Consider the following 23,287-nt stretch of genomic DNA (forward strand, 5'->3'; position numbering starts at 1 on the left):
TGGGGGAGGTGGCGGAATGAGTTTGCCGAGGTATGAGGAGTACAAGGATAGTGACGTGGAATGGCTGGGCAAGATTCCATCGCATTGGAGCGTGCGCCCGCTAAAACGTGCTTTGCGGCTTCTTACCGAGAAAGCAGATCGTCGTAGTAATCCGGTAGCCCTTGAGAATATAGAAAGCTGGTCTGGAAGATTTATTCCAACAGAAACGGAGCTTGTTGGCGATGGGATTGCGTTCGAACGCGGAGATATATTGTTTGGAAAATTGCGCCCTTATCTCGCCAAGGTGCTGTTGGCAGAATCTTCAGGTGAGGCTGTAGGTGATTTCCATGTGATGCATCCAGCAATCGATGTGCTTCCTCGGTTTGCTCAATACCAATTGCTTGAGCATACGTTCATCGACATCGTTGATGGTTCAACGTTTGGCTCCAAGATGCCCCGCGCAAGTTGGGAGTTCGTCGGATCAATGCCGTTGGCGACGCCGCTGCTGGAAGAACAAACCGCCATCGCCACCTTCCTCGACCGCGAAACCGCCAAAATCGACGCGCTGATTGCCGAGCAGGAAAAACTCATTGCCCTGCTGGCCGAAAAGCGCCAAGCCACCATCTCCCACGCCGTCACCAAAGGACTCAACCCCAACGCCCCGATGAAGGATTCCGGCGTGGCGTGGCTGGGGGAAGTGCCGGAGCGTTGGGAGGTTAAGCGAATGAAGCATCTTGTTCGCGAGAGTATCGCTGGCCCCTATGGCTCATCGTTGACCAAGTCGATGTATGAGACGTCGGGCTATAGGGTTTATGGGCAGCAACAGGTGATTCCAGATGACTTTTCGGTGGGTGATTACTACATCTCGGAAGAAAGGTTCGTTGACATGATTCGCTATCGCGTTGAACCAAATGACATTTTGATCAGCGTAATGGGAACCATAGGCCGCGCAGCAGTTGTTCCTCCGGATGTGGAGCCCGGGATCATCAACCCTCGCTTGGTCTTGTACCGGGTAATCGAGCGATTAGTGATGCCAAGGTACTTGCAATGCTTCCTTAACAACTCAACGAGTCAACGGTACTTCTCATTGGCAGCACAGGGTACGACGATGGAAGGATTGAATATGACATCCATTGGTGAGCTTTATGTCGCCCTGCCACCCATCCCGGAGCAAATGGAGCTATTGCAGTTCATTCAGCAAGAAGAGGAGAAGCTTGATCGGCTCTCAATAGAATCAACGCGCGCGGTTACTTTGCTCAAAGAACGCCGCTCCGCCCTCATCACCGCCGCCGTCACCGGCCAGATCGACGTCCGCAACCTGACCCCAGAGATTCCCGCATGAGCGATATCCAGCTTTTCCGGCTCCAGACCAAAACCGCCACCGAACTGACCGCCTCGGCGGCGGCGCTGGAGCGCAATTTGCAATCGCTGATCGAAGGCCAGATGGAAACCTTCCTGGGCGTGCGCTTCCTGGCGACGGAATACGCCACCGGCAAGACGCATCGCGGCCGCATCGACTCGCTGGGGCTGGACGAGAACAACTGCCCCGTCATCATCGAATACAAGCGGCACAGCAATGAGAACGTCATCAACCAGGGCCTGTTCTATCTGGACTGGCTGCTGGACCACAAGGCCGAGTTCCGCTGGCTGGTGATGGAAACGCTGGGCAAAGAGGTGGCCGACAGCGTGGAATGGTCGGGCACCCGGCTGCTATGCATCGCGGCGGATTTCACCCGCTACGACCAGCACGCGGTGCAGCAGATTCCGCGCAATATCGAGCTGATCCGCTACAAGCTGTTTGGCGAGGATTTGCTGTTGCTGGAATTGGTGAATACGCAGACGGTGGCCGAACCGGCCTCGGAATCGGCCAAGCCCGTGCCAGTGGATGCAGGCCCCGCCACCGCGAAGCCGCAAGGCAAGGACAAGGGCTTTGCCGAGCAGTTGGAAGGCGCGGCGCCCGAGATTCAGGCGCTCTATGCCGACCTGCGTTCGTTCGTGTTCGCGCTGGGCGATGACGTAACGGAAAAGCAGCCCAAGCTGTACGTGGCCTTTCGCAAGCTCAAAAATTTCGCCTGCGTGGTCATGCACCCGAACAAGATGCTGGTGATCCTGAAGCTGAACCCCGACACCGTGGCGCTGGAAGAAGGCTTCAGCCGCGATGTGCGGCAGATCGGGCATTGGGGCACGGGTGATCTGGAGCTGTGCCTGCGCAGTGCGGCTGATCTGGAGCGCGCCAAGCCGCTGTTGGAACGGGCGTACCAAGAGGGGTGAGCGCTCGGCGCTGCGCAATGCCATCAAACAACGCACTTGATTTGAGGGAAGCAATGACCCAACCACCATCTCAACGGCAACTGTCCCGCTGGAACCGCCGCCAGCGCAAGAAGCACCATGCGGGAGAGTTTCAGGAGTTGGGTTTTGCCTATGGGCTGCGCTTGGCGCAACCGCTGGATCCAGCGCGGTTGGATGCCTTGATGGATGCGGCCATCGAGATGTTCGAGGCCAATGGGCTGGAGGTCGGTGGTGGCTGGGCTCCCCAATCCGCCAGCGGATTTGTCTCTGCTGCCAAGGGCTCCGTTACCGAAGCGCAGCGCATGGCGGTTCTGGCATGGCTGCAGGCCTGGCCTGGAATAACCCATGCCCGTGTGGGCGGCTTGCAGGATGCCTGGTACGGGGAGTTTGACGATTTCGATGAAGATCGCTCGGACTGAAGCGGTTAGCCAAATTGGCCTCTAGCCCTTTTCTATCAAGCGCTGACAGCTATCAAAACAAAGAGAGACTTGCATGGCCCTCCACCAGGAACTCCACTTCGAGCAGGAAATCTGCGCCTATCTGGCCGCCCACGGCTGGCTGCATGCCGAGGGCGATGCGGCGCTGTTCGACCGCGCGCACGGCCTGTTCATGCCCGACCTGCTGGCCTGGATGGAGGCGACGCAGCCACAGAGCTGGCAGCGCCTGACCAAGACGCACGGCGCGGCCCTGCCCAAGGTGCTGGCCGAGCGCGTGCGCAAGAGCCTGAACGAGCGCGGCACGCTGGATGTGCTGCGCCGGGGTGTGGAAATCCTGGGCCTGGCGGCGCCGCTGGAGCTGGCGCAGTTCAAGCCTGCCCTGGCGATCAATCCGGCCACGCAGCAGAAGTACGCGGCGAACCGGCTGCGCGTGGTGCGGCAAGTCACCCATTCGCCCAACAATCCCAAGGACGAACTCGATCTGGTGCTGTTCCTGAATGGCATTGCCGTGGCGACGGCGGAGCTGAAAAGTAATTTCACGCAGAGCGTGGGCGATGCGGTGGACCAGTACCGCCAGGACCGGCTGCCCCAGCCCAAGGGTGGCGTGGCCGAGCCGTTGCTGGCCTTCCCCGGCGGCGCGCTGGTGCATTTCGCGGTGAGCCAGTCCGAGGTGATGATGAGCACGCGGCTGAACGGGGCGGACACGGTGTTTTTGCCCTTCAACCGGGGCAACGCTGGTGGCGCGGGCAATACGCCCAACCCCGATGGTTTCGCCACTTCGTATTTGTGGGAGGAAGTCTGGGAGCGCGAGAGCTGGCTGGACATCCTGCACCGCTATCTGATCGGCAAACGCGACGACAAGAAGCAGTTGCAGGCGGTGATCTTCCCGCGCTACCACCAGCTCGATGCGACGCGCAAGCTGGTGGCCGACGTGCGGGAGCGCGGTGCCGGTCAGCGGTATCTGATCCAGCATTCGGCGGGCTCGGGCAAGACCAACTCCATCGCCTGGACGGCGCATTTCCTGGCCGATCTGCATGACGCGCAACACCGCAAGGTGTTCGACAGCGTGCTGGTGGTCAGCGATCGCACGGTGCTAGACGCGCAGCTGCGCGAGGCCATCTTCGACTTCGAGCGCACGCAGGGCGTGGTGGCCAGCATCACCAACGAGCATGGCAGCAAGAGCGCGGCGCTGAAGGAGGCTTTGAGCGCGGGCAAGAAGATCATCGTCTGCACCATCCAGACCTTCCCCGCCGCCATGAGCGCGGCGCAGGAGCTGGCGGCCACGCAGGGCAAGCGCTTCGCGGTGATCGCCGACGAGGCGCACAGCTCGCAGACGGGCGAGGCGGCATCCAAGCTCAAGCAGATGCTGTCCGCCGAGGAATGGGCTGAGTTGCAGGATGGCGGCGAGGTGGACACCGAAGCCTTGCTGGCCGCGCAGATGGAGGCCAAGGCCGGTGCGCAGGGCCTGACCTATGTGGCCTTCACGGCCACGCCCAAGGGCAAGACACTGGAGCTGTTCGGTCGCAAGGATGAGGATGGCAAGCGGCAGCCGTTCCATGTGTATTCCATGCGCCAGGCCATCGAGGAGGGTTTCATTCTCGACGTGCTCCAGAACTACACCAGCTACAAACTGGCGTTCAAGCTGGCCCACAACGGGCAGGAGTGGAACGACAAGGAGGTGGAGCGCAGCACCGCGATGAAGGGCCTGATGCAGTGGGTGCGACTGCATCCGTACAACATCGCCAGCAAGGTGCAGGTCGTCGTGGAGCATTACCGTGAGAACGTGCAGCCTTTGCTGGCTGGCCGCGCCAAGGCGATGGTGGTCGTGGGCAGCCGCAAGGAGGCCGTGCGCTGGCAGAAGGCGATTCGCGGCTACATCGAACGCCAGGGCTACCGGCTGGGCGTGCTGGTGGCGTTTTCCGGCGAGATCGACGATCCCGAGAGCTTCCCCGAGGCCGTGACCGAGAGCAGCAAGGCGCTGAACCCCGACCTGCGCGGCCGGGATATCCGGGAGGTGTTCAAGGAGCCGGACTACCACCTGCTGCTGGTGGCCAACAAGTTCCAGACCGGATTCGACCAGCCGCTGCTGTGCGGCATGTACGTGGACAAGATGCTGGGCGGCATCCAGGCGGTGCAGACGCTCTCGCGCCTCAATCGCGCCTACCCGGACAAGGACACGACCTACGTGCTCGACTTCGTGAACGAGCCGGCGGAAATCCTTAAGGCGTTCAAGACGTATTACGAGACGGCTGAGTTGGAGTCGGCTACCGACCCGCACCTGGTCTATGACCTGCGCGCCAAGCTCGACGCGGCGGGCTGCTACGACGATTTCGAGGTGGAGCGCGTGGTGGCGGTGGAGATGAACCCGGCGGGCACGCAAAAGCAATTGGAGGCTGCTATCGCGCCGGTAGCCGACCGCCTGCTCAAGCGCTACAGCGCGGCCAAGGCCGCCAAGGAGGCAGTCGATGCAGCGCAGGACGCCAAAGCAAGCCAGGTGGCCAAGGATCAGATGGATGCGCTGCTGCTGTTCAAGAACGACATGGGCGCCTATGTGCGGCTGTATGCCTTCCTCTCGCAGATCTTTGACTACGGCAATACTGACATCGAGAGGCGCTTCATCTTCTACAAGCGACTGATTCCGCTGCTGGCCTTCGGCCGCGAGCGTGACACGGTGGACTTGAGCCAGGTGAAACTCACGCACCATACGTTGAAGAAGCAGGGCAGGTCCTCGATGAGCCTGAACCAGGACGGCACCTACAAGCTGGCTCCGATGGACGCGGTGGGCAGCGGTTCGGTGCAGGAGAAGGAAAGGGCTTATCTGGCGGACATCATCCAGAAGGTGAACGGCCTCTTCGAGGGCGAGCTTTCGGAGAGCGACCAACTCGTGTATGTGGATGGCGTGCTCAAGGGCAAGCTGCTGGAGAACCAGACGCTGATCCAGCAATCGGGCAGCAACAGCCGGGAGCAGTTCAACAACTCGCCCGATCTGCGCAACTCGCTGCGCGATGCCATCATCGAAGTGTGGGATGCCCACCAATCGATGAGCAGCCAGGCGCTGGCCTCGGATCGGGTCTTCGAGGGCGTGCTGGATACCTTGCTGGGGCCGGGGCGGCTGTATGAGCTGCTGCGGGCCAGGTCGGGCGCGGATGGCATGGGCACATCGGCGCGCTGACAAGCACTGTCCGGGATAAAGAAAACCTCCAGACAGTTCGCACCAAAGTGCGTCACTGAAAGGAGGCTGTATCGAAGAAGACGTGATTACACGTCGATATTGCCCGCGCGCAGGGCGTTGGTCTCGATGAAGTCCCGGCGCGGCTCCACCTCGTCGCCCATGAGCATGGTGAACACGCGGTCGGCCTCGATGGCGTCGTCGATCTGCACGCGCAGCAGGCGGCGCACCTCGGGGTCCATCGTGGTTTCCCACAGCTGCTCGGGGTTCATCTCGCCCAGGCCCTTGTAGCGCTGGCGGGCGGTGGTGCGCTCGGCTTCGCTGATGAGCCATTGCATGGCCTGGCGGAAGTCGCCCACCTTTTCCTCCTTCTGGCGCTCGCCCTCGCCGCGCGTGGCCCTGGCGCCTTCCTGGATCAGGCCGCGGAAGGTGTTGGCGGCGTCGGCCAGAGCGGCGTAGTCGGCGCCTGCCACGAAGTCCTGCGTGATGATGCTGCTCTTGACGTTGCCGTGGTGGTGGCGGCTGATGCGCAGGATGGGCTTGTCGGTGCGGGCGTCGAATTCGCCGGCCACGTCGGCGGGCACGCCGTTCACGTTCAGCTCGCGCAGCTTGGCCTGCAGCTGCACGGCGCTGGCTTCGGCGTCCTGCACGGTGTCGAGGTTGATGGCGACACCATCGGCGATGGCGCGCAGGGCCTCGGTGTCCATGAAGGCGGACAGGCGGTCGATCACGCGCTCGGCCTGCTGGTGCTTGCGCGCCAGGTCGGCCAGCGCGTCGCCGGCCAGGGGCTCGGCGCCGCTGCCGGTGTGGACGGCCGCGTCCTTGAGCGCCACGCGCAGCAGGAAGCTGTCGAGCGCGGCGCCGTCCTTCAGGTACAGTTCTTCCTTGCCGTTCTTGACCTTGTAGAGCGGCGGCTGGGCGATGTAGATGTGGCCGCGCTCGACCAGCTCGGGCATCTGGCGGTAGAAGAAGGTGAGCAGCAGCGTGCGGATGTGGGCGCCGTCCACGTCGGCGTCGGTCATGATGATGATGCGGTGGTAGCGCAGCTTGGCGGCGTCGAAATCGTCCGCGCCGCTCTTGCCCGATTCGACGGCGGCCTTGCCGATGCCCGTGCCCAGGGCCGTGATGAGCGTGACGATTTCGTTGCTGGACAGCAGCTTCTCGTAGCGCGCCTTCTCCACGTTCAGGATCTTGCCGCGCAGCGGCAGGATGGCCTGGAACTTGCGGTCGCGCCCCTGCTTGGCGGAGCCGCCGGCGGAGTCGCCCTCGACGATGTAGATCTCGCACAGCGCCGGGTCTTTCTCCTGGCAGTCGGCCAGCTTGCCGGGCAGGCCCATGCCGTCGAGAACCCCTTTTCTGCGTGTCATTTCACGGGCTTTTCGCGCGGCCTCGCGGGCGCGCGCGGCCTCGACGATCTTGCCGCAGAGGATCTTGGCGTCGTTGGGCTTTTCTTCGAGGTATTCGGTGAGCGCCTTGGCGACGATGTCTTCCACCGGCGCGCGCACTTCGCTGGAGACCAGCTTGTCCTTGGTCTGGCTGCTGAACTTGGGTTCGGGCACCTTCACCGACAGCACGGCGCACAGGCCTTCGCGCATGTCGTCGCCGCTGACTTCCACCTTGGCCTTCTTGGCCAGCTCGTTGCTCTCGATGTACTTGCCGATCACGCGCGTCATCGCGGCGCGCAGGCCGGTCAGGTGCGTGCCGCCGTCGCGCTGCGGGATGTTGTTGGTGAAGCAGAGCACCTGCTCGTTGTAGCCGTCGTTCCACTGCATGGCGACTTCCACGCCGATCTCGGTGCCGGGGATGCCGCCGTAGGTCTCGGCCGGGCGCGTGCCCGTGGCGTGGAAGGCCGTGGGGTGCAGCACTTTCTTGGTGCCGTTGATGAATTCCACGAAGCCCTTGACGCCGCCGGCACCGGAAAAATCGTCTTCCTTGCCCGTGCGCTCGTCGATCAGGCGGATGCGCACGCCGTTGTTCAGGAAGGAGAGCTCGCGCAGCCGCTTGGCGAGGATCTCGTAGTGGAAGTCGCTGTTTTCCTTGAAGATCTCGGTGTCGGGCAGGAAGCGCACCTCGGTGCCGCGCTTTTCCGTGGGGCCGACGACCTTCATGGGCGAGACCTCGAAGCCGTTGACCACCTCGATCAGCCGGTGCTGCACCACGCCCTTGGAGAAGTCGAGTTGGTGCGTCTGCCCGTCGCGGCGCACGGTGAGGCGCAGCGTCTTCGAGAGCGCGTTCACGCACGAGACGCCCACGCCGTGCAGGCCGCCCGAGACCTTGTAGCTGTTCTGGTTGAACTTGCCGCCCGCGTGCAGCTCGGTCAGCGCGATCTCGGCGGCCGAGCGCTTGGGCTCGTGCTTGTCGTCCATCTTCACGCCGGTGGGGATGCCGCGGCCGTTGTCGGTCACGCTGATGGAGTTGTCGGTGTGGATGGTGACGACGATGTCGTCGCAGTGCCCGGCCAGGGCTTCGTCGATGGAGTTGTCCACCACCTCGAACACGAGGTGGTGCAGGCCCGTGCCGTCCGACGTGTCGCCGATGTACATGCCCGGGCGCTTGCGCACGGCCTCCAGGCCTTCCAGGATCTGGATGGCGCCTTCGCCGTAGCCTTCGCTGCCGGCGACCGATGCGGTGGGCTGGTCGGCGGGGGCGGGGATGGGCGCGTCGGGTGCGGGCTGCGTGTGCTCTGCGGTCATGAAAGGGTCGCCTTCGATCCGGGCGCATCCGCCGGATGGGCGGATGGCGGTATATAGCCAAATGGGCCGCTAGCGCTTGTCCAGCAAGCGCGGGCAGCTATCAAAACAATAATTGGTCAGATGCGCATGGGCATCACGACGTACTTGAAGTGCTCGTTGTCGGGGATGGTCATCAGCGCGGAGCTGTTGCCGTCGGCCAGTTCGACCTTCACCATGTCCTGGCCCATGTTGGCCAGGGCGTCGATGAGATAGGTGACGTTGAAGCCGATCTCGATGGCGTCGCCGCCGTAGTCGATGTCGAGCTCGTCCACGGCCTCTTCCTGCTCGGCGTTGTTCGACGCCACGCGCAGCAGGCCGGGTTCGATGTTCAGGCGCACGCCCTTGAACTTGTCGCTGGTCATGATGGCCGTGCGCTGCAGGCTGGCCAGCAGCGGCGCGCGGCCCAGGGTCACGCTGTTGTGGTGGTTCTTGGGGATCACGCGGTTGTAGTCGGGGAACTTGCCCTCGACCAGCTTGGTGACGAACTCCATGCCGCCGAAGCTGAACTTGGCCTGGTTGTTGGCGAACTGCATCTCGATGGCGCCTTCCGCGTCCGACAGCAGGCGCTGCAGCTCCAGCACCGTCTTGCGCGGCAGGATCACCTCCTGCTTGGGCACCTCGACTTCGAGGGTGGCGCTGGCGAAGGCCAGGCGGTGGCCGTCGGTGGCGACCAGCGAGAGCGTGTTGCCTTCGGCCACGAACAGGATGCCGTTCAGGTAGTAGCGGATGTCCTGCACCGCCATGGCGAACGACACCTGGCCCATCAGCGCCTTGAGCACCTTCTGCGGCACGCTGAACGCGGGGCCGAACGCGGCCGACTCCTGCACCAGCGGGAAGTCCTCGGCCGGCAGGCTCTGCAGCGTGAAGCGGCTCTTGCCGCCTTTCAGGATCAGCTTGGACTGGCTCGACTCCAGGCTCACCGTCTGGTCGGCGGGCATGGTCTTCATGATGTCGATGAGCTTGCGCGCGCCCACCGTGGTGGTGAAGTCGCCCGTGTCGCCGCCCAGCTCGGCCGTGGTGCGGATCTGGATCTCCAGGTCGCTCGTGGTGAGCTGGATCGCGTTGCCCGTCTTGCGGATCAGCACGTTGGCGAGGATGGGCAGCGTGTGCCGGCGTTCGACGATGCCGGACACCGATTGCAAAACCGCGAGAACCTTGTCTTGTGTGGCCTTCAGGACAATCATGTCGTCAACCTTTGGTGGTTTTGGGAGGAGTGCGCAGACGGCGCCCTCTGCGAGCCGTCCAACACGCCATTTTGCCTTTGAAAGGGGCGGCTCCTGCTGGGGTGGCGGCTCACCGGGCGTCAACCTTTCAGCGTCTGCTCCAGCACGTGCAGCTGCTGGTTGAGTTCGGTCAACTGCTGGCGCTCGCCGGCGATCTTGCGCACCGCGTGCAGCACGGTGGTGTGGTCGCGCCCGCCGAACAGCTCGCCGATCTCGGGCAGGCTCTTCTGCGTCAGCTCCTTGGCCAGGTACATGGCGATCTGGCGCGGCCGCGCGATGCTGGCCGGGCGCTTCTTGCTGTACATGTCTGCCACCTTGATCTTGTAGTAGTCGGCGACGGTCTTCTGGATGTTTTCCACGCTGATCTGGCGGTTCTGGATGGAGAGCAGGTCGCGCAGCGCCTCGCGCGCGAGCTGGATTGACACTTCCTTCTGGTTGAAGCGCGAATAGGCCAGGATCTTGCGCAGCGCGCCTTCCAGCTCGCGTACGTTGGAGCGCACGTTCTTGGCGACGAAGAAGGCCACCTCCTCGGGCATCTCCGCGCTCTCGGCGCGCGCCTTGTTGATCAGGATGGCCACGCGCATTTCCAGCTCGGGCGGCTCGATGGCCACCGTCAGGCCCGAGTCGAAGCGCGACACCAGCCGCTCGTGGATGTTCGCCAGGCCCTTCGGGTATGTGTCCGAAGTCATCACGATGTGGCTCTTCTTGGCCAGCAGCGCCTCGAACGCGTTGAAGAACTCCTCCTGCGTGCGGTCCTTATTGGCGAAGAACTGCACGTCGTCGATCAGCAGCAGGTCGAGCGAGTGGTAGCGCGCCTTGAAATCGTCGAACGTGCGCCGCTGGTAGGACTTGACCACATCCGAGACGAACTGCTCCGCGTGGATGTAGAGAACTTTCGCGTCCGGCTTGTCCTGCAGGAGCTTGTTGCCCACCGCGTGCACCAGGTGGGTCTTGCCCAGGCCCACGCCGCCGTAGATGAAAAGCGGGTTGTAGAGGTGCCCCGGCGAGCCCGCCACGTGCATCGCGGCCGAGCGTGCCATGCGGTTGGCCGTGCCCTCCACCAGCGTCTCGAACGTCAAGGCCGGGTTGAGCCGCGTGCGGAACGCGCCGGCCTGCGCCTCGTCGCCCGCCACGGGCGGGGCGGGCTGGTCGGTCGCCGGCTGGGGCTCGGCTGCCATGGGGCGCACATAAGTCCTGACAACAGATTCCCGCTGAGCGAGCGCTAACTCAAGGGTCACTGGCTGGCCGTACAGGCCCTCCAGCAGCGCGGAGATCCGGCCCGCGTACTGCGCGCGGATCCAGTCGAGCTTGAAGCGGTTGGCCACGAGCAGCGTGACCTTGGAGAAGTCCGGTGCCACCTGGGCCACCAGCGGCTTGATCCAGGTGTTGAACTGCTGCTCGGGCAAGTCCTGCGCAAGCTGTTCGACACAGGCCTGCCACAGCCCCTGCCCGGCGTCGGAGCCGTCGTGGTCGTGGCGGGAGGAGAAGGGTTCCTCGGGCATTTCGGATGGTTGTAGTTGTGGATAGGAGGAACGGTGCAAGGCCGGGGATTCTAGCTTGTCAAGGAGTTATCCACAATTCGCGGAGCAGGGAGTGGAAACGCAAGGGATTGCCATGATTGCCCGCCGGTGCAATAATCGCGGGTTTCCCTGAATGCGTTCAGGGTGATCGAGCGCGGCTGAAAAGAAGCCGCAACTGAACCTTTCAAGGACTACAAACATGAAGCGTACCTACCAGCCTTCCAAGACCCGCCGCGCCCGCACCCATGGCTTCCTCGTGCGCATGAAGACGCGCGGCGGCCGCGCCGTCATCAACGCGCGCCGCGCCAAGGGCCGCAAGCGCCTGGCCGTCTGAGCCGGCAGCTCCCGTCAGGGGCTGCTTTCTCATGCACCGGCTGAAGACCCGCCCCCAGTTCCAGGCGGCGATGGCGGGAGGCACCGTCTCCCGCACGGCGCATTTCGCGCTGCACAGGCTGGGACTGGATGCCGCAGCCTGCGCTCCCTCCCCCACAGGGCCCGACCCTTCGCCGCAGGCGCAGGGGCCGCAGGTCCTGTTCGGCGTTGCGGGCGTGTGGCTGGGCGCGATGGTGCCCAAGCGCTGGGCGCGCCGCGCCGTGACGCGCAACACCATCAAGCGGCAGATCTATGCCGTGGCCCAGCACTACGAGCCGCGCATGCCCGCGGCGGCGCACGTGGTGCGGCTGCGCTCGGGCTTCGACCGCCAGCATTTCGTGAGCGCCTCCTCGGACGCGCTCAAGCAGGCCGTGCGTGCCGAGCTGGAGCAGCTCTTCGCGGCGGCCGAGCGCCGGGGGCGCACGCCATGATGCGCGCCCTGCTCATGGGGCTGGTGCGGGGCTACCGGCTGCTGCTGAGCCCCTGGCTCGGCTCGGCCTGCCGCTTCGAGCCCACCTGCTCGGTGTACGCTCTGCAGGCGCTGGAGCGGCACGGCGCCGCGGCGGGCAGCTACCTCACGGTGCGCCGGCTGGCGCGCTGTCATCCCTGGTGCGACGGAGGGCACGATCCGGTGCCGCAGGAACTGCCGCGCGGCATGCGCCTCTTTTCCCGGCTGACGCCCTCCGATTCCTCATCTTCCTCACCTACGAAGACTTCATGAACGACATCCGCCGCACCATTCTGTGGGTGATATTTGGCTTCTCCATGGTTCTGCTGTGGGACAAATGGCAGATCCACAACGGCAACAAGGCCACCTTCTTCCCGGCGCCGCCGGCGCAAACGGCTTCGGCGCCTGCCACGCCGGCCTCGGCCAGCGCGGGGGCGTCCAGCGTGCCGGTGGCCGTGGCCACGCCCGCGCAGCCGCCCGTGGACGGCGTGCCCGCCCAGCCGGCTGCCACGCCGCGCCAGCGCGTGACGGTGAGCACCGACGTGCTGCGCCTGGCCTTCGACAGCGAAGGCGGCTCGCTGGTGCACGGCGAACTGCTGCAGTACCCCGAGATGGAGGACAAGTCCAAGCCGTTCCTGCTGCTCGACGAGAGCGCCAACCGCGTCTACGTGGCGCAGACGGGCCTCATCGGCAGCGGTGCCGGCGGCGCCTTCCCCACCCACAAGACCGGCATGGCCATCGTGCCCGGCCCGCGCGAGCTGCAGGACGGCCAGAACGAGCTGTCCGTGCGCTTCGAGTCGCCCGACCTGGGTGGCGTGAAGCTGGTCAAGACCTGGACGCTCAAGCGCGGCGCCTACGACGTGGCCGTGCGGCACGAGGTGGTCAACACCGGCACCGCGCCCGTCTCGCCCCAGCTCTACCTGCAGCTGGCGCGCGACGGCAACAAGCCGCCGGGCGAATCGTCGTTCTATTCCACCTTCACCGGCCCGGCCCTCTATACCGAGGCCAAGAAGTACCACAAGGTCGAGTTCAAGGACATCGAGAACGGCAAGGCCGAGATCGACAAGAATTCCACCAACGGCTACGTGGCCATGGTGCAGCACTACTTCGCGACCGCCTGGCTGCTGGCCGATGGCACGCAGCGCGACAACTTCGTGCGCAAGGTGGACACGAACCTCTACTCCGTGGGCATGATCACGCCGCTGGGCGAGATCGCGCCTGGCCAGGCCAAGGCCATCGACGCGCGCCTGTTCGCCGGCCCGCAGATCGAGACCATGCTGGAAAAGCTCTCTCCCGGCCTGGAACTGGTCAAGGACTACGGCTGGCTCACCATCCTGTCCAAGCCGCTCTATTGGCTGCTCGACCAACTGCACAAGCTGCTGGGCAACTGGGGGTGGTCCATCGTGGCGCTGGTGCTGCTGCTGAAGATCGCGTTCTACTGGCTCAACGCCAAGGCCTACTCCAGCATGGCCAAGATGAAGGCCATCAACCCGCGCATCATGGAAATGCGCGAGCGCCTCAAGGACAAGCCGCAGCAGATGCAGCAGGAGATGATGCGCATCTACCGCGAGGAGAAGGTCAACCCCATGGGCGGCTGCCTGCCCATCATGGTGCAGATTCCCGTGTTCATCGCGCTCTACTGGGTGCTGCTGTCCAGCGTGGAGATGCGCAATGCGCCGTGGATCGGCTGGATCCGCGACCTCTCCTCGCCCGACCCGTTCTTCATCCTGCCCCTGCTGATGACGGCCAGCTCGCTGCTGCAGACCGCGCTCAACCCGGCGCCGCCCGACCCGATGCAGGCCAAGATGATGTGGATCATGCCGTTGATGTTCAGCGTGATGTTCTTCTTCTTCCCGGCCGGCCTGGTGCTGTACTGGCTGACGAACAACATCCTGTCCATCGTCCAGCAGTGGATCATCAACACGCGCATGGGCGTTCCGCCGCAGTTCAACCTGCCGAAGTTCCGCTGAGCGCATAAGCTTCCACGAAAAACAACGGCCGCATCCCTGCGGCCGTTGCCGTTTTCGGTACGATGATCGGCTCGCAATACAACCGAGGAGCCAAACAGATGATTCAGCGCAAGACTTTGAAACTGGGCCTGGTGGGCGCGGCGGTGCTCATGGCGCTGGGCGCCGCGAATGCGGCCACCCTGCGCTGGGCGGGCGCCAACGACATCCTCACCGTGGACCCCCACGCCCAGAACCACCAGACCACGCACGCCTTCCTGCAGCAGGTGTACGAAAGCCTGGTGCGCTACGACGGCAAGTACCAGATCGAGCCGGCATTGGCCACCAAGTGGACGCAGGTCTCGCCCACCCAGGTGCGCTTCGAGCTGCGCAAGGACGTGAAATTCCATGACGGCGCGCCCTTTACGGCCGACGACGTGGTGTTCTCGCTCACGCGCGCCGGCACGGCGCCCTCCAACATGATGTCGGCCGTGCAGAGCGTCAAGGAAGTCAAGAAGGTCGACGACCACACCGTGGACGTGTTCCTCAAGGGCCCCAGCCCCGTACTGCTGCGCGACCTGACCGAGGCGCGCATCATGAACAAGGCCTGGGCCGAGAAGAACAACTCCGTCAAGTCGCAGGACTACGCGGGCAAGGAAGAGAACTTCGCCTCGCGCAACGCCAACGGCACCGGCCCCTTCGTCATGGCAGGCTGGCAACCCGACGTGAAGGTCACGCTCAAGAAGAACCCTAACTGGTGGGACAAGCCCAAGGGCAACATCGACGAAGTGGTGTTCACCCCCATCAAGTCCGCCGCCACGCGCTCTGCCGCGCTGATCTCGGGCCAGGTGGACTTCGTCGTTGATCCCCCGCCGCAGGACCTGGCCCGCATGAAGGCCAACCCCGACATCAAGCTCATCGAAGGCGCCGAGAACCGCACCATCTACCTGGGCCTGGACCAGTTCCGCGACGAGCTGCCCGGTGCCGGCACGCCCGGCAAGAACCCACTCAAGGACAAGCGCGTGCGCCAGGCGCTCTACCAGGCCATCGACTCCGCCGGCCTGCACAGCCGCACCATGCGCAACCTCTCGGTGCCCGCCGGCACCATGGTCGCGCCGATGGTGCACGGCTGGAGCAAGCAGCTCGACGAGCGCGCCGCCAAGTACGACGTCGATGCCGCCAAGAAGCTGCTGGCCGACGCGGGCTATCCCAACGGCTTCTCGCTCAAGCTCGACTGCCCCAATGACCGCTACGTGAACGACGAGGCCATCTGCCAGGCCGTCACCGCCATGTGGACGCGCATCGGCGTCAAGACCCAGCTGCAGACCGCGCCCATGGCCCAGTTCGTCACCCGCGTGATGAACAACGACGTGAGCGCCTTCCTGTTCGGCTGGGGCGTGGCCACGTTCGACGCGCTCTACTCGCTCGACTCGCTCATGTCCACCAAGGACGGCAAGACCTCCGCCGGCGTCTACAACGGCGGCCGCTTCAGCGACGCCAAGCTCGACGGCATGATCAACCAGATCAAGGTCGAGATGGATGCGCCCAAGCGCGACGCGCTCATCAACGATGCGCTCAAGCTGGTCAAGGACGAGTACTACTACCTCCCGCTGCACCACCAGATCCGCCCCTGGGCGATGCGCAAGAACGTGGACACCCAGCACCGTGCGGACGACCGCCCGATGCCCGCCTGGACCACGATCAAGTAAGAAGCGGGCCGCTGCACGGCATCCAAGAAAAGGAGCGCACTGTCGCTCCTTTTTTAATAGCTGCTTGCGCTTGATGGCAAAGCGGTAGAGCCTGTTTTGGCTCATAATCAGCCCCGCACTTCCCTGCGCCATGGTCCACCCCTCTCTCCCACCGGCCGCCCTGCCGCCCACGGCGCCGCGCGACACGCGCACGCCCGCCAGCGCCTACCCCGGCCTGATGTGGCTGGTGCGCGGCGCCGTCACGCTGCGTGAATGCGGTGGGCGCGCGGTGTGCCAGCCCTTCGCGCCCATCGTGGTCTCCGGCGCGCACCGGCATGCCTACCACTCGGAGGCCGAGCCGGGCGCGGACTTCTTCTGCATCGCCTTCCAGCCGGGCGCGCTGGCCTGGCTGGCGGGCATCGACCTGCAGCCCCTGACCGACGGCGTGCACGACGCCTGGGCCTGCCTGCCCGCCGTGGACGGCTGGCCCGCCTGGCTGCACGCCATGCAGGCCGCGCCCGACCATACCGCCCGTATGGCGCTGTGCGAAGCGTTCCTGCTGCCGCGCTGGGAAGCCGCGCGGCGCGCCCATGCGGATTGGCTGCCGCTGCTGGAGCAAGGCTTTCGCCGCGACGCCCGCCAGGCCCTGGCGCGGCGCCTGGCCTGCACGCCGCGCCACGTGCAGCGGCGCGTGCGCAGCCTCACGGGCCTGCGTCCCGGCGAGGTGGAGCGCATGCTGCGCGCCGAACAGGCCGTGCTGGCCATGCGCGACGCCAATGCATCGCCGCTGGACGCCGCCCTGGACAGCGGCTATGCCGACCAGGCCCACTTCAGCCGCGAAGCGCGCAGCCTCTTTGAAAAACCGCCTGCGGCCCTGCGCCAGCACATGCACGGCGACGCAGCCCAGGCGAAGGACGCCGACTGGATGCTGCGGCGATAGACAGCCCTGGCCGGCGCCGCCGGTCGCTTTCATTCAATACGCCACGCGTGCATCTGCCGAAGATGCGCCCCCATGGCTTTCAACGACCTACCCAACCTGGAGCCGCCCCGCTACAGCGTGGAGCGCGATGGCTTCGTGCTCTCGCGGCTTGACGACGTGGTCCGTGCCGTGCGCAGCGACAGCCTCTGGCCCATGGCCTTCGGCCTGGCCTGCTGCGGTGTGGAAATGATGCATGCGGCCGCCGCGCGCTACGACATCGGCCGCTTCGGCTCCGAGGTCTTCCGCGGCAGCCCGCGCCAGTCCGACCTGATGATCGTCGCAGGCACGCTCACCAACAAGATGGCGCCCGCCTTGCGCAAGGTCTACGACCAGATGGCCGAGCCGCGCTGGGTCATCTCCATGGGCTCGTGTGCCAACGGCGGCGGCTACTACCACTACAGCTACTCGGTCGTGCGCGGCTGCGACCGCATCGTGCCCGTGGACGTGTATGTGCCCGGCTGCCCGCCCACGGCCGAGGCCCTGCTCTACGGCCTGCTGCAATTGAAGAACCGCATCCGCCACCCGCAGGTGCTGCAGCGCTGACGCGCGCTGCGCCCGCGTCTTTTCCCTCCCCCATCACCATGAAATCCCTGACCCTTGCCGCGCTCGCGGCCAGCGCCGCCGTGTGCGGCGCCAGCGCCCAGGCCGCCGTGCTCTACCGCTTCACCTCTCCCGCCTATGACAGCGTGACCAACTTCCAGCCGCCCTGCGGCGGCGGCAACTACGTGGCGCTGCCGGTCGGCGGGCGGGTGCAGGCGCAGTTCACCACCGCATCGCCGCTGCCGCCCAACCTGAACTGGAGCGACGACGTCGTGCCCCTGCTCACCGGCTGGCAGATCAGCAACGGCTCCGTCCTCCTGGCCCACAGCACGCCGGGCGTGCGCATCGTCAACTTCCACATCGCCACCGACGCGGCGGGCCGCATCACCAACTCGCGCATCAGCGTCAGCCGCTGGATGGACGGCGGCCCCGGCCCCCATGCGGCGGGGGACCGCGTCGCCTACCTCACCGCCCATTCCGCCCACACGTACGAGAGCTACACGGTGCTCAACGCGCCCTGCAGCACGCTGGGCACTTCGCAGTGGGGCGTGCCCGACACCTGCACCGGCTTCCTGGAGCCGCCCAATGAACGCTCGCGCGCCAGCTATGGCGGCGGCACCTGGGAGATGGATGCGCCGCTGGCCAGCATCACCGACACCACCCTGCAGGAAGGCAATGCGGGCGCGGCAGGGGTGGTGTTTACCGTCTCCTTGAGCCGTGCGCCCCTGCAAGCCGCCAGCCTGCGCTGGCGCACCGTGAACGGCACCGCCACCGCACCGCAGGACTACAGCGCCGACAGCGGCATGCTCACCTGGGCCGCTGGCAGCCAGGCGCCGCGCACCATCACCATACCCATCCATGGCGACACCGATGCCGAGCCCGACGAAACCTTCACCGTGGTGCTGGAGGACTTCGTGGGCATGGCGGGCGGCGCATCGACCGTTGGCACCGGAACCATCGTCAACGACGACGTGGCGTTGCCGCCTCCACCCCCGCCAGCGGCCGGTGCCACGCCCGTGCCCGCACTGACCGGAATGGGGGCCGGCGCGCTGTCGGCCTTGCTGCTCGCCGCCAGGGCCGCCGGGCGCCGCCGCGTCCGCAAGAACCACAACCCACCCGAGGAAACGCCATGAACCATTCCCCTGAAACCCGTCGCGTAGATATCTATGCCGGCATCCACAAGGCCCTGCGCGCCATGATGATGGACACCCTGCACGCCGTGGGCAGCGTGGACGTGGAAGACGCTGCCGAACTGCATGCTGTCTGCGGGCGCGTGCTCGGGCTGGCCGACGCCTGCGCCAGCCATCTCGGGCACGAGAACGACTTTGTCCACTCCCTGCTGGAGGAGTACGGCAATGGCCCATGTTGGGAAGTCGCCCAAGACCACCGTGAGCACCTGGTCGCCATCGCGGAGCTGCGCGCCCTCGTCGCCACGCTGCGCGCCGCCTGCCGAGGCGCGGCGCAGGCCGCTGCCGCACAAGCGCTGTACCGTCAGCTGGCCCTGTTCATTGCCGACAACTTCGTCCACATGCATACCGAAGAGGTGGAGCACAACCAGATGCTCTGGGCCCGCTGCAGCGACGACCAACTGCGCGCGCTCGAAGGCCGCATCGTCGCGGCCATCACACCCGCCGAACACCTGGAAACCCTGCGCTGGATGGTCCCCGCGATGGCGCCGGCCGAGCGCGCACAGGTGCTGGCCGGTGTGCGTGCCCACGCGACTGCGTCCGCCTTCGCGGCGGTTCTGGGCACGCTGCGCCCGCACCTGGACGAGAAGGGCTGGGCCAAGCTCAACCGCGACCTGGAGGCGGCATTCGATAATGCGCCCGCATGACGGATTCCGACGCTTTGCCCCTGCGCATCCGCGCGCTGCAGCCCGGCGAAGCCCTGCGCTTGTACCCCGTGTTCCACTCCGCGGTGCACCGCCTGGCCGCGCGCCACTACACGCCCGCGCAATGCGCGGCATGGGCGCCCCTGCCGTTCGATGAGGCGGCCTGGGTGCAGCGCATCGAACGCAACCACCCCTGCGTAGCGCTGGTGCGCGGCGTCATTGCCGGCTTTGCCGACCTGCAGCCCGACGGCACCATCGACCAGTTCTTCGTGGATGCCGCGCACGCAGGGCAGGGCGTCGGCAGTGCCCTGCTGGCCTTCCTGCTCGGCCAGGCGAAAGCCCGGGGCCTGCGGCAGGTGTGCTCCCATGTCAGCCTGACCGCGCAGCCGCTGTTCATGCGGCACGGGTTCGCGGTCGTGCAACGCCAGACGGTGCAATTGCGCGGCATGGCGTTCGAGAACGCGGTGATGGCCTGCGAACTGCGCCCATAATCCCTGTCGAAGGCTTATAGGCCAAAATGGCCCCCAGCGCTTATGCAGCAAGCGCAAGCAGCTATTTGTTTCATAGCATCCATTTCGCACCCATGCTGGCCCGCCACCACGATCCCATTGCCGCCATCGCCACTGCCCCCGGGCGCGGGGCCGTGGGCATCGTGCGCGTGTCGGGCCGGGGGCTGGCGCCCTTCGTGCAGGCGCTGCTCGGCCGCGCGTTGCGCCCGCGCGAGGCGCACTACCTGCCTTTCCCCGACGCCCAGGGCCAGCCCATCGACCGGGGCCTCGCGCTCTGGTTCCCCGCGCCGCACAGCTATACCGGCGAGGACGTGCTGGAGCTGCAGGCCCACGGCGGCCCCGTGGTGCTGCAGCTGCTGCTGGCGCGCTGCCTGGAGGCGGCGCCCGGCAACCTGACGCGCCTGCGCCTGGCCGAGCCGGGCGAATTCACCGAGCGCGCATTCCTCAACGACAAGATCGACCTGGCCCAGGCGGAGGCCATCGCCGACCTGATCGACGCCAGCACCGAGGCCGCCGCGCGCAGTGCAGGCCGCTCGCTGTCGGGCGACTTCTCGCGCGAGATCCACGGCTTGCGCGACGCCCTCGTGCACCTGCGCATGCTGGTCGAAGCCACGCTCGACTTTCCCGAGGAGGAAATCGACTTCCTGCGCAAGGCGGACGCGCGCGGGCAGCTATCCAAATTGCAGCAAACCCTGGCCGCCGTGATGCAGCGTGCCAGCCAGGGCGCGCTGCTGCGCGAGGGCATCAAGGTCGTGATCGCGGGCCAGCCCAACGCGGGCAAAAGCTCGCTGCTCAACGCTCTGGCGGGCGCGGAGCTGGCCATCGTCACTCCCATCGCCGGCACCACGCGCGACAAGGTGCAGCAGACCATCCAGATCGAGGGCGTGCCGCTGCACGTGATCGACACCGCCGGCCTGCGCGAGAGCAGCGACGAGGTGGAGCGCATCGGCATTGCCCGCGCCTGGGATGAGATTGCCGCGGCCGATGCCGTGCTCTTCCTGCACGACCTCACGCGCCAGGACGCACCCGACTATGCCGCCGCCGACGCGGACATCGCACGCGCCCTGGCCCAGCGGCTGCCTGCCGGCGTGCCCGTGATCGACGTCTGGAACAAGACCGACGCTGCCGCTCCCGCGCCGGACCGCGCGGGCGTGCGCCTGTCGGCGCGCACCGGCGAGGGGCTGGATGCGCTGCGCCGCCAGTTGCTGCACATCGCCGGCTGGCAGTCCGCCGCCGAGGGTGTCTACATCGCCCGCGCCCGCCACATCGAGGCCCTGCGCGCCGTGGATGCCCACCTGATGGAAGCCGCGGCCCAGCTGGAAAGCACCGGCCCCGCGCTCGACCTGCTGGCCGAGGAACTGCGCCTGGCGCAGAACGCATTGGGCGCCATCACCGGCGAATTCACCTCGGACGACCTGCTGGGCGTGATTTTTTCCAGCTTCTGCATCGGCAAGTGAGCTGCGGCTGCTTGTGCGCCGGATGTAAGCAGTGGTAATGCCCGCTTGTGCGGATCGCGGGGCCGCGTTACCGTCGCGCGCGATGAACGCCGTCACCCCCGCCACCCCTTCCTCCGCCTCCAAGGTCGATCTGCGCGGCCTGGTGCAGGCCATCGCGCAGGCGTCGGCCGAGGACAGCATGAACAACGTGCTGACTGCGGACCAGTGGGAACTGCTGTCGCACTACCTGCTGCCGCTGAGCCTGTCGGCCGGGCAGGTGCTCTTCGCGCAGGGCACGACGGACCGCACGCTCTACCTGCTCGAAAGCGGCAGCCTCAGCGTGCACTACGAAGACGAGAAGCAGCGCCTGCGCCTGGCCATCGTCGGCCCTGGATCGGTGGTGGGCGAGGGCGCCTTCTTCTCGCACCGCCCCCGCAGCGCGACGGTGCAGGCCGGCGCGCCGTGCAAGCTCTGGAGCCTGCCCGCGCTGCGCTTCGCCGAACTGTCCAACCGCCAGCCGGCGGTGGCGCTCGCGCTGGCCATGGCGTCCGGCGCGGTGCTGGCCAAGCGCCTGGGCAACCGCCGCCGCCGCGTCGCCGCCACCTGACCGGCCGGCGCCGATGGCGGCGTGTCGGATGGCGCACATTCCCGGCGCGCTGCGGCGCATGTCCATGCCCTGGCGTCAAGGGCGCGCAGTACACTGTCAGCCGTTTTTCAAGTGCGCTCCCGACGAAGGCATGGCATGTCGCTGTTCAGCTGGTTCTTCCGCAAACCCCAGGCCAAGGCGCCCGCTGCGCGCCCGCGCCCGGCAGCCCCGCCGCTGAGGGCGGAGGCTGCGCCCCTGGCCGGGGCGCGCAACAGCAAGCCCCTGCTGGAGCCGCAGCCGACGCCGGAGCAACTGGCCGGCCGCAAGAACGAGCGCATGGAGCGCCGCGAACTGCTCTACACCGTGGTGCGCGACGCCATGGTGCGCGCGGGCGTGCTGTCCGCGGGCTACAAGTTCAAGGTCCTGTCGCTGGACCAGCGCGGCGCCCAGTTCCTGGTGATGATGGACCTGGTGCCGGAATACGGCAGCGACACCGCGCGGCTGAGCGAGATCGAGGCGATGATCGCGCAGGCGGCGCGTACGCGCTTCGACATCCTGGTGACGGCGGTGTACTGGCGCGTCAACGACCAAGCCGCGGGCTCCCGCCGTGCTGCGGCCGCGCCCGCGCCCGCAGCAGCACCCGGCACGGCACCGGCGCCCCTTGCGCCCACGTCGCCCATCATCGCCGCGCCGCGGCCGGCGCCTGCGCGCAACGGCAACCCGGTGCTGTCCTCCCGTCCCGCGCCCCTGGTCCCGCCCGCCCCCCTGCTGCGGCGCGCACCACGCCGCGCTTCGAGCCCATCGAGGCCGATGAGGTGGCCGCCTTCAAGCAGGCGCTGGTGCATGCGGCCGCCACCCGCCCCGTGGCGCCTCCGCCGCCCCTGGGCGTGACCACGCGCAGCGGCCCGCTGCTGCCGCCGGCGCCCGCTCCCACGGGATTCGAGGACACGGTGATGCCGGGGCAGGACGGGCGCGTTTCCGATCTGAGCACGACCCAGTACGGCGACCTGCGCTGAGGTTGCGGGCCCTCGGGCCCGCCCTCCGCCGGTCAGTGGCCGCTGAAATCCACCAGCGTGTAGAGCGGCAGGCCCGTGGCGCGCAGCCGCGCCGATCCGCCCAACTCGGGCAGGTCCACGATGGCGGCGCCTTCCATGACGGTGGCGCCCAGCTTCTCCAGCAGTTTCTTGCCGGCCATCATGGTGCCGCCGGTGGCGATCAGGTCGTCGATCAGCAGCACCTTGTCGCCGGGCTGGACGGCGTCGGCATGCAGCTCCACGGTGGCGCTGCCGTATTCCAGCTCGTAGGTTTCCTCCACCGTGGTGAAGGGCAGCTTGCCCTTCTTGCGGATGGGCACGAAGCCCACGTTCAGCTCGTAGGCCACCACGGCTCCGAGGATGAAGCCGCGTGCGTCCAGGCCTGCCACGACGTCGGGGCGCAGCGCGCGGTCCATGTAGCGGTGGACGAAGGCGTCGATCAGCACGCGGAACACCTTGGGGTCCTGCAGCAGCGGCGTGATGTCGCGGAACTGCACTCCCGGTGCGGGCCAGTCGGGCACGGTGCGGATGTGCTGGCGCAGGTAGTCGTTGACGTTGAGGGAAGACAT

Annotated in this window: 22 protein-coding genes; 18 read left to right on the forward strand and 4 right to left on the reverse strand. The window is 66.3% G+C overall.

Annotated elements, in window-relative coordinates; all coding sequences use genetic code 11:
- Positions 1 to 55: 55 nt before the first annotated feature.
- The 4 genes from AAG689_RS22245 (at position 56) to AAG689_RS22260 (ending at position 5,877) form a co-directional block, all read left to right on the forward strand.
- Positions 56 to 1,321 carry a restriction endonuclease subunit S gene (locus tag AAG689_RS22245; RefSeq protein ID WP_406623817.1) on the forward strand — a complete coding sequence of 422 codons (1,266 nt, stop codon included), beginning with the start codon at positions 56 to 58 and terminating at the stop codon, positions 1,319 to 1,321.
- On the forward strand, positions 1,318 to 2,250 hold the full coding sequence (locus AAG689_RS22250; protein ID WP_406623818.1) for a DUF5655 domain-containing protein: 933 nt from the start codon (positions 1,318 to 1,320) through the stop codon (positions 2,248 to 2,250). Before AAG689_RS22245 ends, AAG689_RS22250 begins: the two co-directional genes overlap by 4 nt.
- Before the next feature lie 53 nt (positions 2,251 to 2,303).
- Positions 2,304 to 2,687 carry a YggL family protein gene (locus AAG689_RS22255; protein WP_406623819.1) on the forward strand — a complete coding sequence of 128 codons (384 nt, stop codon included), beginning with the start codon at positions 2,304 to 2,306 and terminating at the stop codon, positions 2,685 to 2,687.
- Positions 2,688 to 2,760: 73 nt separating this feature from the next.
- Positions 2,761 to 5,877, forward strand: a complete 3,117-nt coding sequence (locus AAG689_RS22260) for a type I restriction endonuclease subunit R (protein WP_406623820.1) — start codon at positions 2,761 to 2,763, stop codon at positions 5,875 to 5,877.
- Positions 5,878 to 5,963: 86 nt separating this feature from the next.
- On the opposite strand, the gene gyrB is transcribed toward AAG689_RS22260, so the two are convergent.
- The 3 genes from gyrB to dnaA form a co-directional block, all read right to left on the reverse strand.
- On the reverse strand, positions 5,964 to 8,567 hold the full coding sequence (gene gyrB, locus AAG689_RS22265) for a DNA topoisomerase (ATP-hydrolyzing) subunit B (protein ID WP_406623821.1): 2,604 nt from the start codon (positions 8,565 to 8,567) through the stop codon (positions 5,964 to 5,966).
- A 116-nt stretch (positions 8,568 to 8,683) separates the two neighbouring features.
- On the reverse strand, positions 8,684 to 9,790 hold the full coding sequence (gene dnaN, locus AAG689_RS22270; RefSeq protein ID WP_406623822.1) for a DNA polymerase III subunit beta: 1,107 nt from the start codon (positions 9,788 to 9,790) through the stop codon (positions 8,684 to 8,686).
- 119 nt (positions 9,791 to 9,909) lie between these two features.
- Positions 9,910 to 11,331 carry a chromosomal replication initiator protein DnaA gene (gene dnaA, locus AAG689_RS22275; RefSeq protein ID WP_406623823.1) on the reverse strand — a complete coding sequence of 474 codons (1,422 nt, stop codon included), beginning with the start codon at positions 11,329 to 11,331 and terminating at the stop codon, positions 9,910 to 9,912.
- 217 nt (positions 11,332 to 11,548) lie between these two features.
- On the opposite strand from dnaA, the gene rpmH reads away from it, so the two are divergent.
- The 14 genes from rpmH to AAG689_RS22345 all read left to right on the forward strand — a co-directional run bounded on the left by rpmH (position 11,549) and on the right by AAG689_RS22345 (position 22,700).
- On the forward strand, positions 11,549 to 11,683 hold the full coding sequence (gene rpmH / locus AAG689_RS22280; RefSeq protein WP_005798102.1) for a 50S ribosomal protein L34: 135 nt from the start codon (positions 11,549 to 11,551) through the stop codon (positions 11,681 to 11,683).
- A gap of 31 nt (positions 11,684 to 11,714) precedes the next feature.
- A complete protein-coding gene (locus AAG689_RS22285; RefSeq protein WP_406623824.1) occupies positions 11,715 to 12,152 on the forward strand; it encodes a ribonuclease P protein component in 438 nt (145 codons plus the stop codon).
- Positions 12,149 to 12,442, forward strand: coding sequence for a membrane protein insertion efficiency factor YidD (gene yidD / locus AAG689_RS22290; protein ID WP_034689983.1), 294 nt, complete (start codon positions 12,149 to 12,151; stop codon positions 12,440 to 12,442). Before AAG689_RS22285 ends, yidD begins: the two co-directional genes overlap by 4 nt.
- Entirely contained in the window at positions 12,439 to 14,139 is a 1,701-nt protein-coding gene (gene yidC / locus AAG689_RS22295; RefSeq protein ID WP_406623825.1) for a membrane protein insertase YidC, read from the forward strand. Before yidD ends, yidC begins: the two co-directional genes overlap by 4 nt.
- 98 nt (positions 14,140 to 14,237) lie before the next feature.
- Positions 14,238 to 15,824, forward strand: a complete 1,587-nt coding sequence (locus tag AAG689_RS22300; protein WP_406623826.1) for an ABC transporter substrate-binding protein — start codon at positions 14,238 to 14,240, stop codon at positions 15,822 to 15,824.
- Positions 15,825 to 15,954: 130 nt separating this feature from the next.
- Entirely contained in the window at positions 15,955 to 16,743 is a 789-nt protein-coding gene (locus tag AAG689_RS22305) for a helix-turn-helix transcriptional regulator (RefSeq protein ID WP_406623827.1), read from the forward strand.
- Positions 16,744 to 16,815: 72 nt separating this feature from the next.
- Complete coding sequence (locus AAG689_RS22310; RefSeq protein WP_020227265.1) at positions 16,816 to 17,325, forward strand: NADH-quinone oxidoreductase subunit B family protein; 510 nt, start codon at positions 16,816 to 16,818, stop codon at positions 17,323 to 17,325.
- A gap of 38 nt (positions 17,326 to 17,363) precedes the next feature.
- Positions 17,364 to 18,455, forward strand: a complete 1,092-nt coding sequence (locus AAG689_RS22315) for a Calx-beta domain-containing protein (RefSeq protein WP_406623828.1) — start codon at positions 17,364 to 17,366, stop codon at positions 18,453 to 18,455.
- The gene (locus AAG689_RS22320; RefSeq protein WP_406623829.1) at positions 18,452 to 19,156 is read left to right on the forward strand and encodes a hypothetical protein; all 705 of its coding nucleotides are present in this window, start codon (positions 18,452 to 18,454) and stop codon (positions 19,154 to 19,156) included. Before AAG689_RS22315 ends, AAG689_RS22320 begins: the two co-directional genes overlap by 4 nt.
- On the forward strand, positions 19,153 to 19,644 hold the full coding sequence (locus tag AAG689_RS22325) for a GNAT family N-acetyltransferase (RefSeq protein WP_406623830.1): 492 nt from the start codon (positions 19,153 to 19,155) through the stop codon (positions 19,642 to 19,644). Before AAG689_RS22320 ends, AAG689_RS22325 begins: the two co-directional genes overlap by 4 nt.
- A gap of 92 nt (positions 19,645 to 19,736) precedes the next feature.
- Positions 19,737 to 21,119 (forward strand): tRNA uridine-5-carboxymethylaminomethyl(34) synthesis GTPase MnmE, encoded by a 1,383-nt coding sequence (gene mnmE / locus AAG689_RS22330; protein ID WP_406623831.1) that lies wholly within the window; start codon positions 19,737 to 19,739, stop codon positions 21,117 to 21,119.
- Between the two features lie 82 nt (positions 21,120 to 21,201).
- On the forward strand, positions 21,202 to 21,705 hold the full coding sequence (locus tag AAG689_RS22335; protein WP_020227260.1) for a Crp/Fnr family transcriptional regulator: 504 nt from the start codon (positions 21,202 to 21,204) through the stop codon (positions 21,703 to 21,705).
- A 135-nt stretch (positions 21,706 to 21,840) separates the two neighbouring features.
- Entirely contained in the window at positions 21,841 to 22,575 is a 735-nt protein-coding gene (locus AAG689_RS22340) for a hypothetical protein (RefSeq protein ID WP_406623832.1), read from the forward strand.
- Positions 22,548 to 22,700 (forward strand): hypothetical protein, encoded by a 153-nt coding sequence (locus AAG689_RS22345; protein WP_406623833.1) that lies wholly within the window; start codon positions 22,548 to 22,550, stop codon positions 22,698 to 22,700. Before AAG689_RS22340 ends, AAG689_RS22345 begins: the two co-directional genes overlap by 28 nt.
- Before the next feature lie 32 nt (positions 22,701 to 22,732).
- On the opposite strand, the gene AAG689_RS22350 is transcribed toward AAG689_RS22345, so the two are convergent.
- Entirely contained in the window at positions 22,733 to 23,287 is a 555-nt protein-coding gene (locus tag AAG689_RS22350) for an adenine phosphoribosyltransferase (RefSeq protein WP_020227258.1), read from the reverse strand.

Origin of the sequence: Acidovorax sp. SDU_ACID1, assembly GCF_045291395.1 — a bacterium.
Classification (GTDB): Bacteria; Pseudomonadota; Gammaproteobacteria; order Burkholderiales; family Burkholderiaceae_C; genus MR-S7.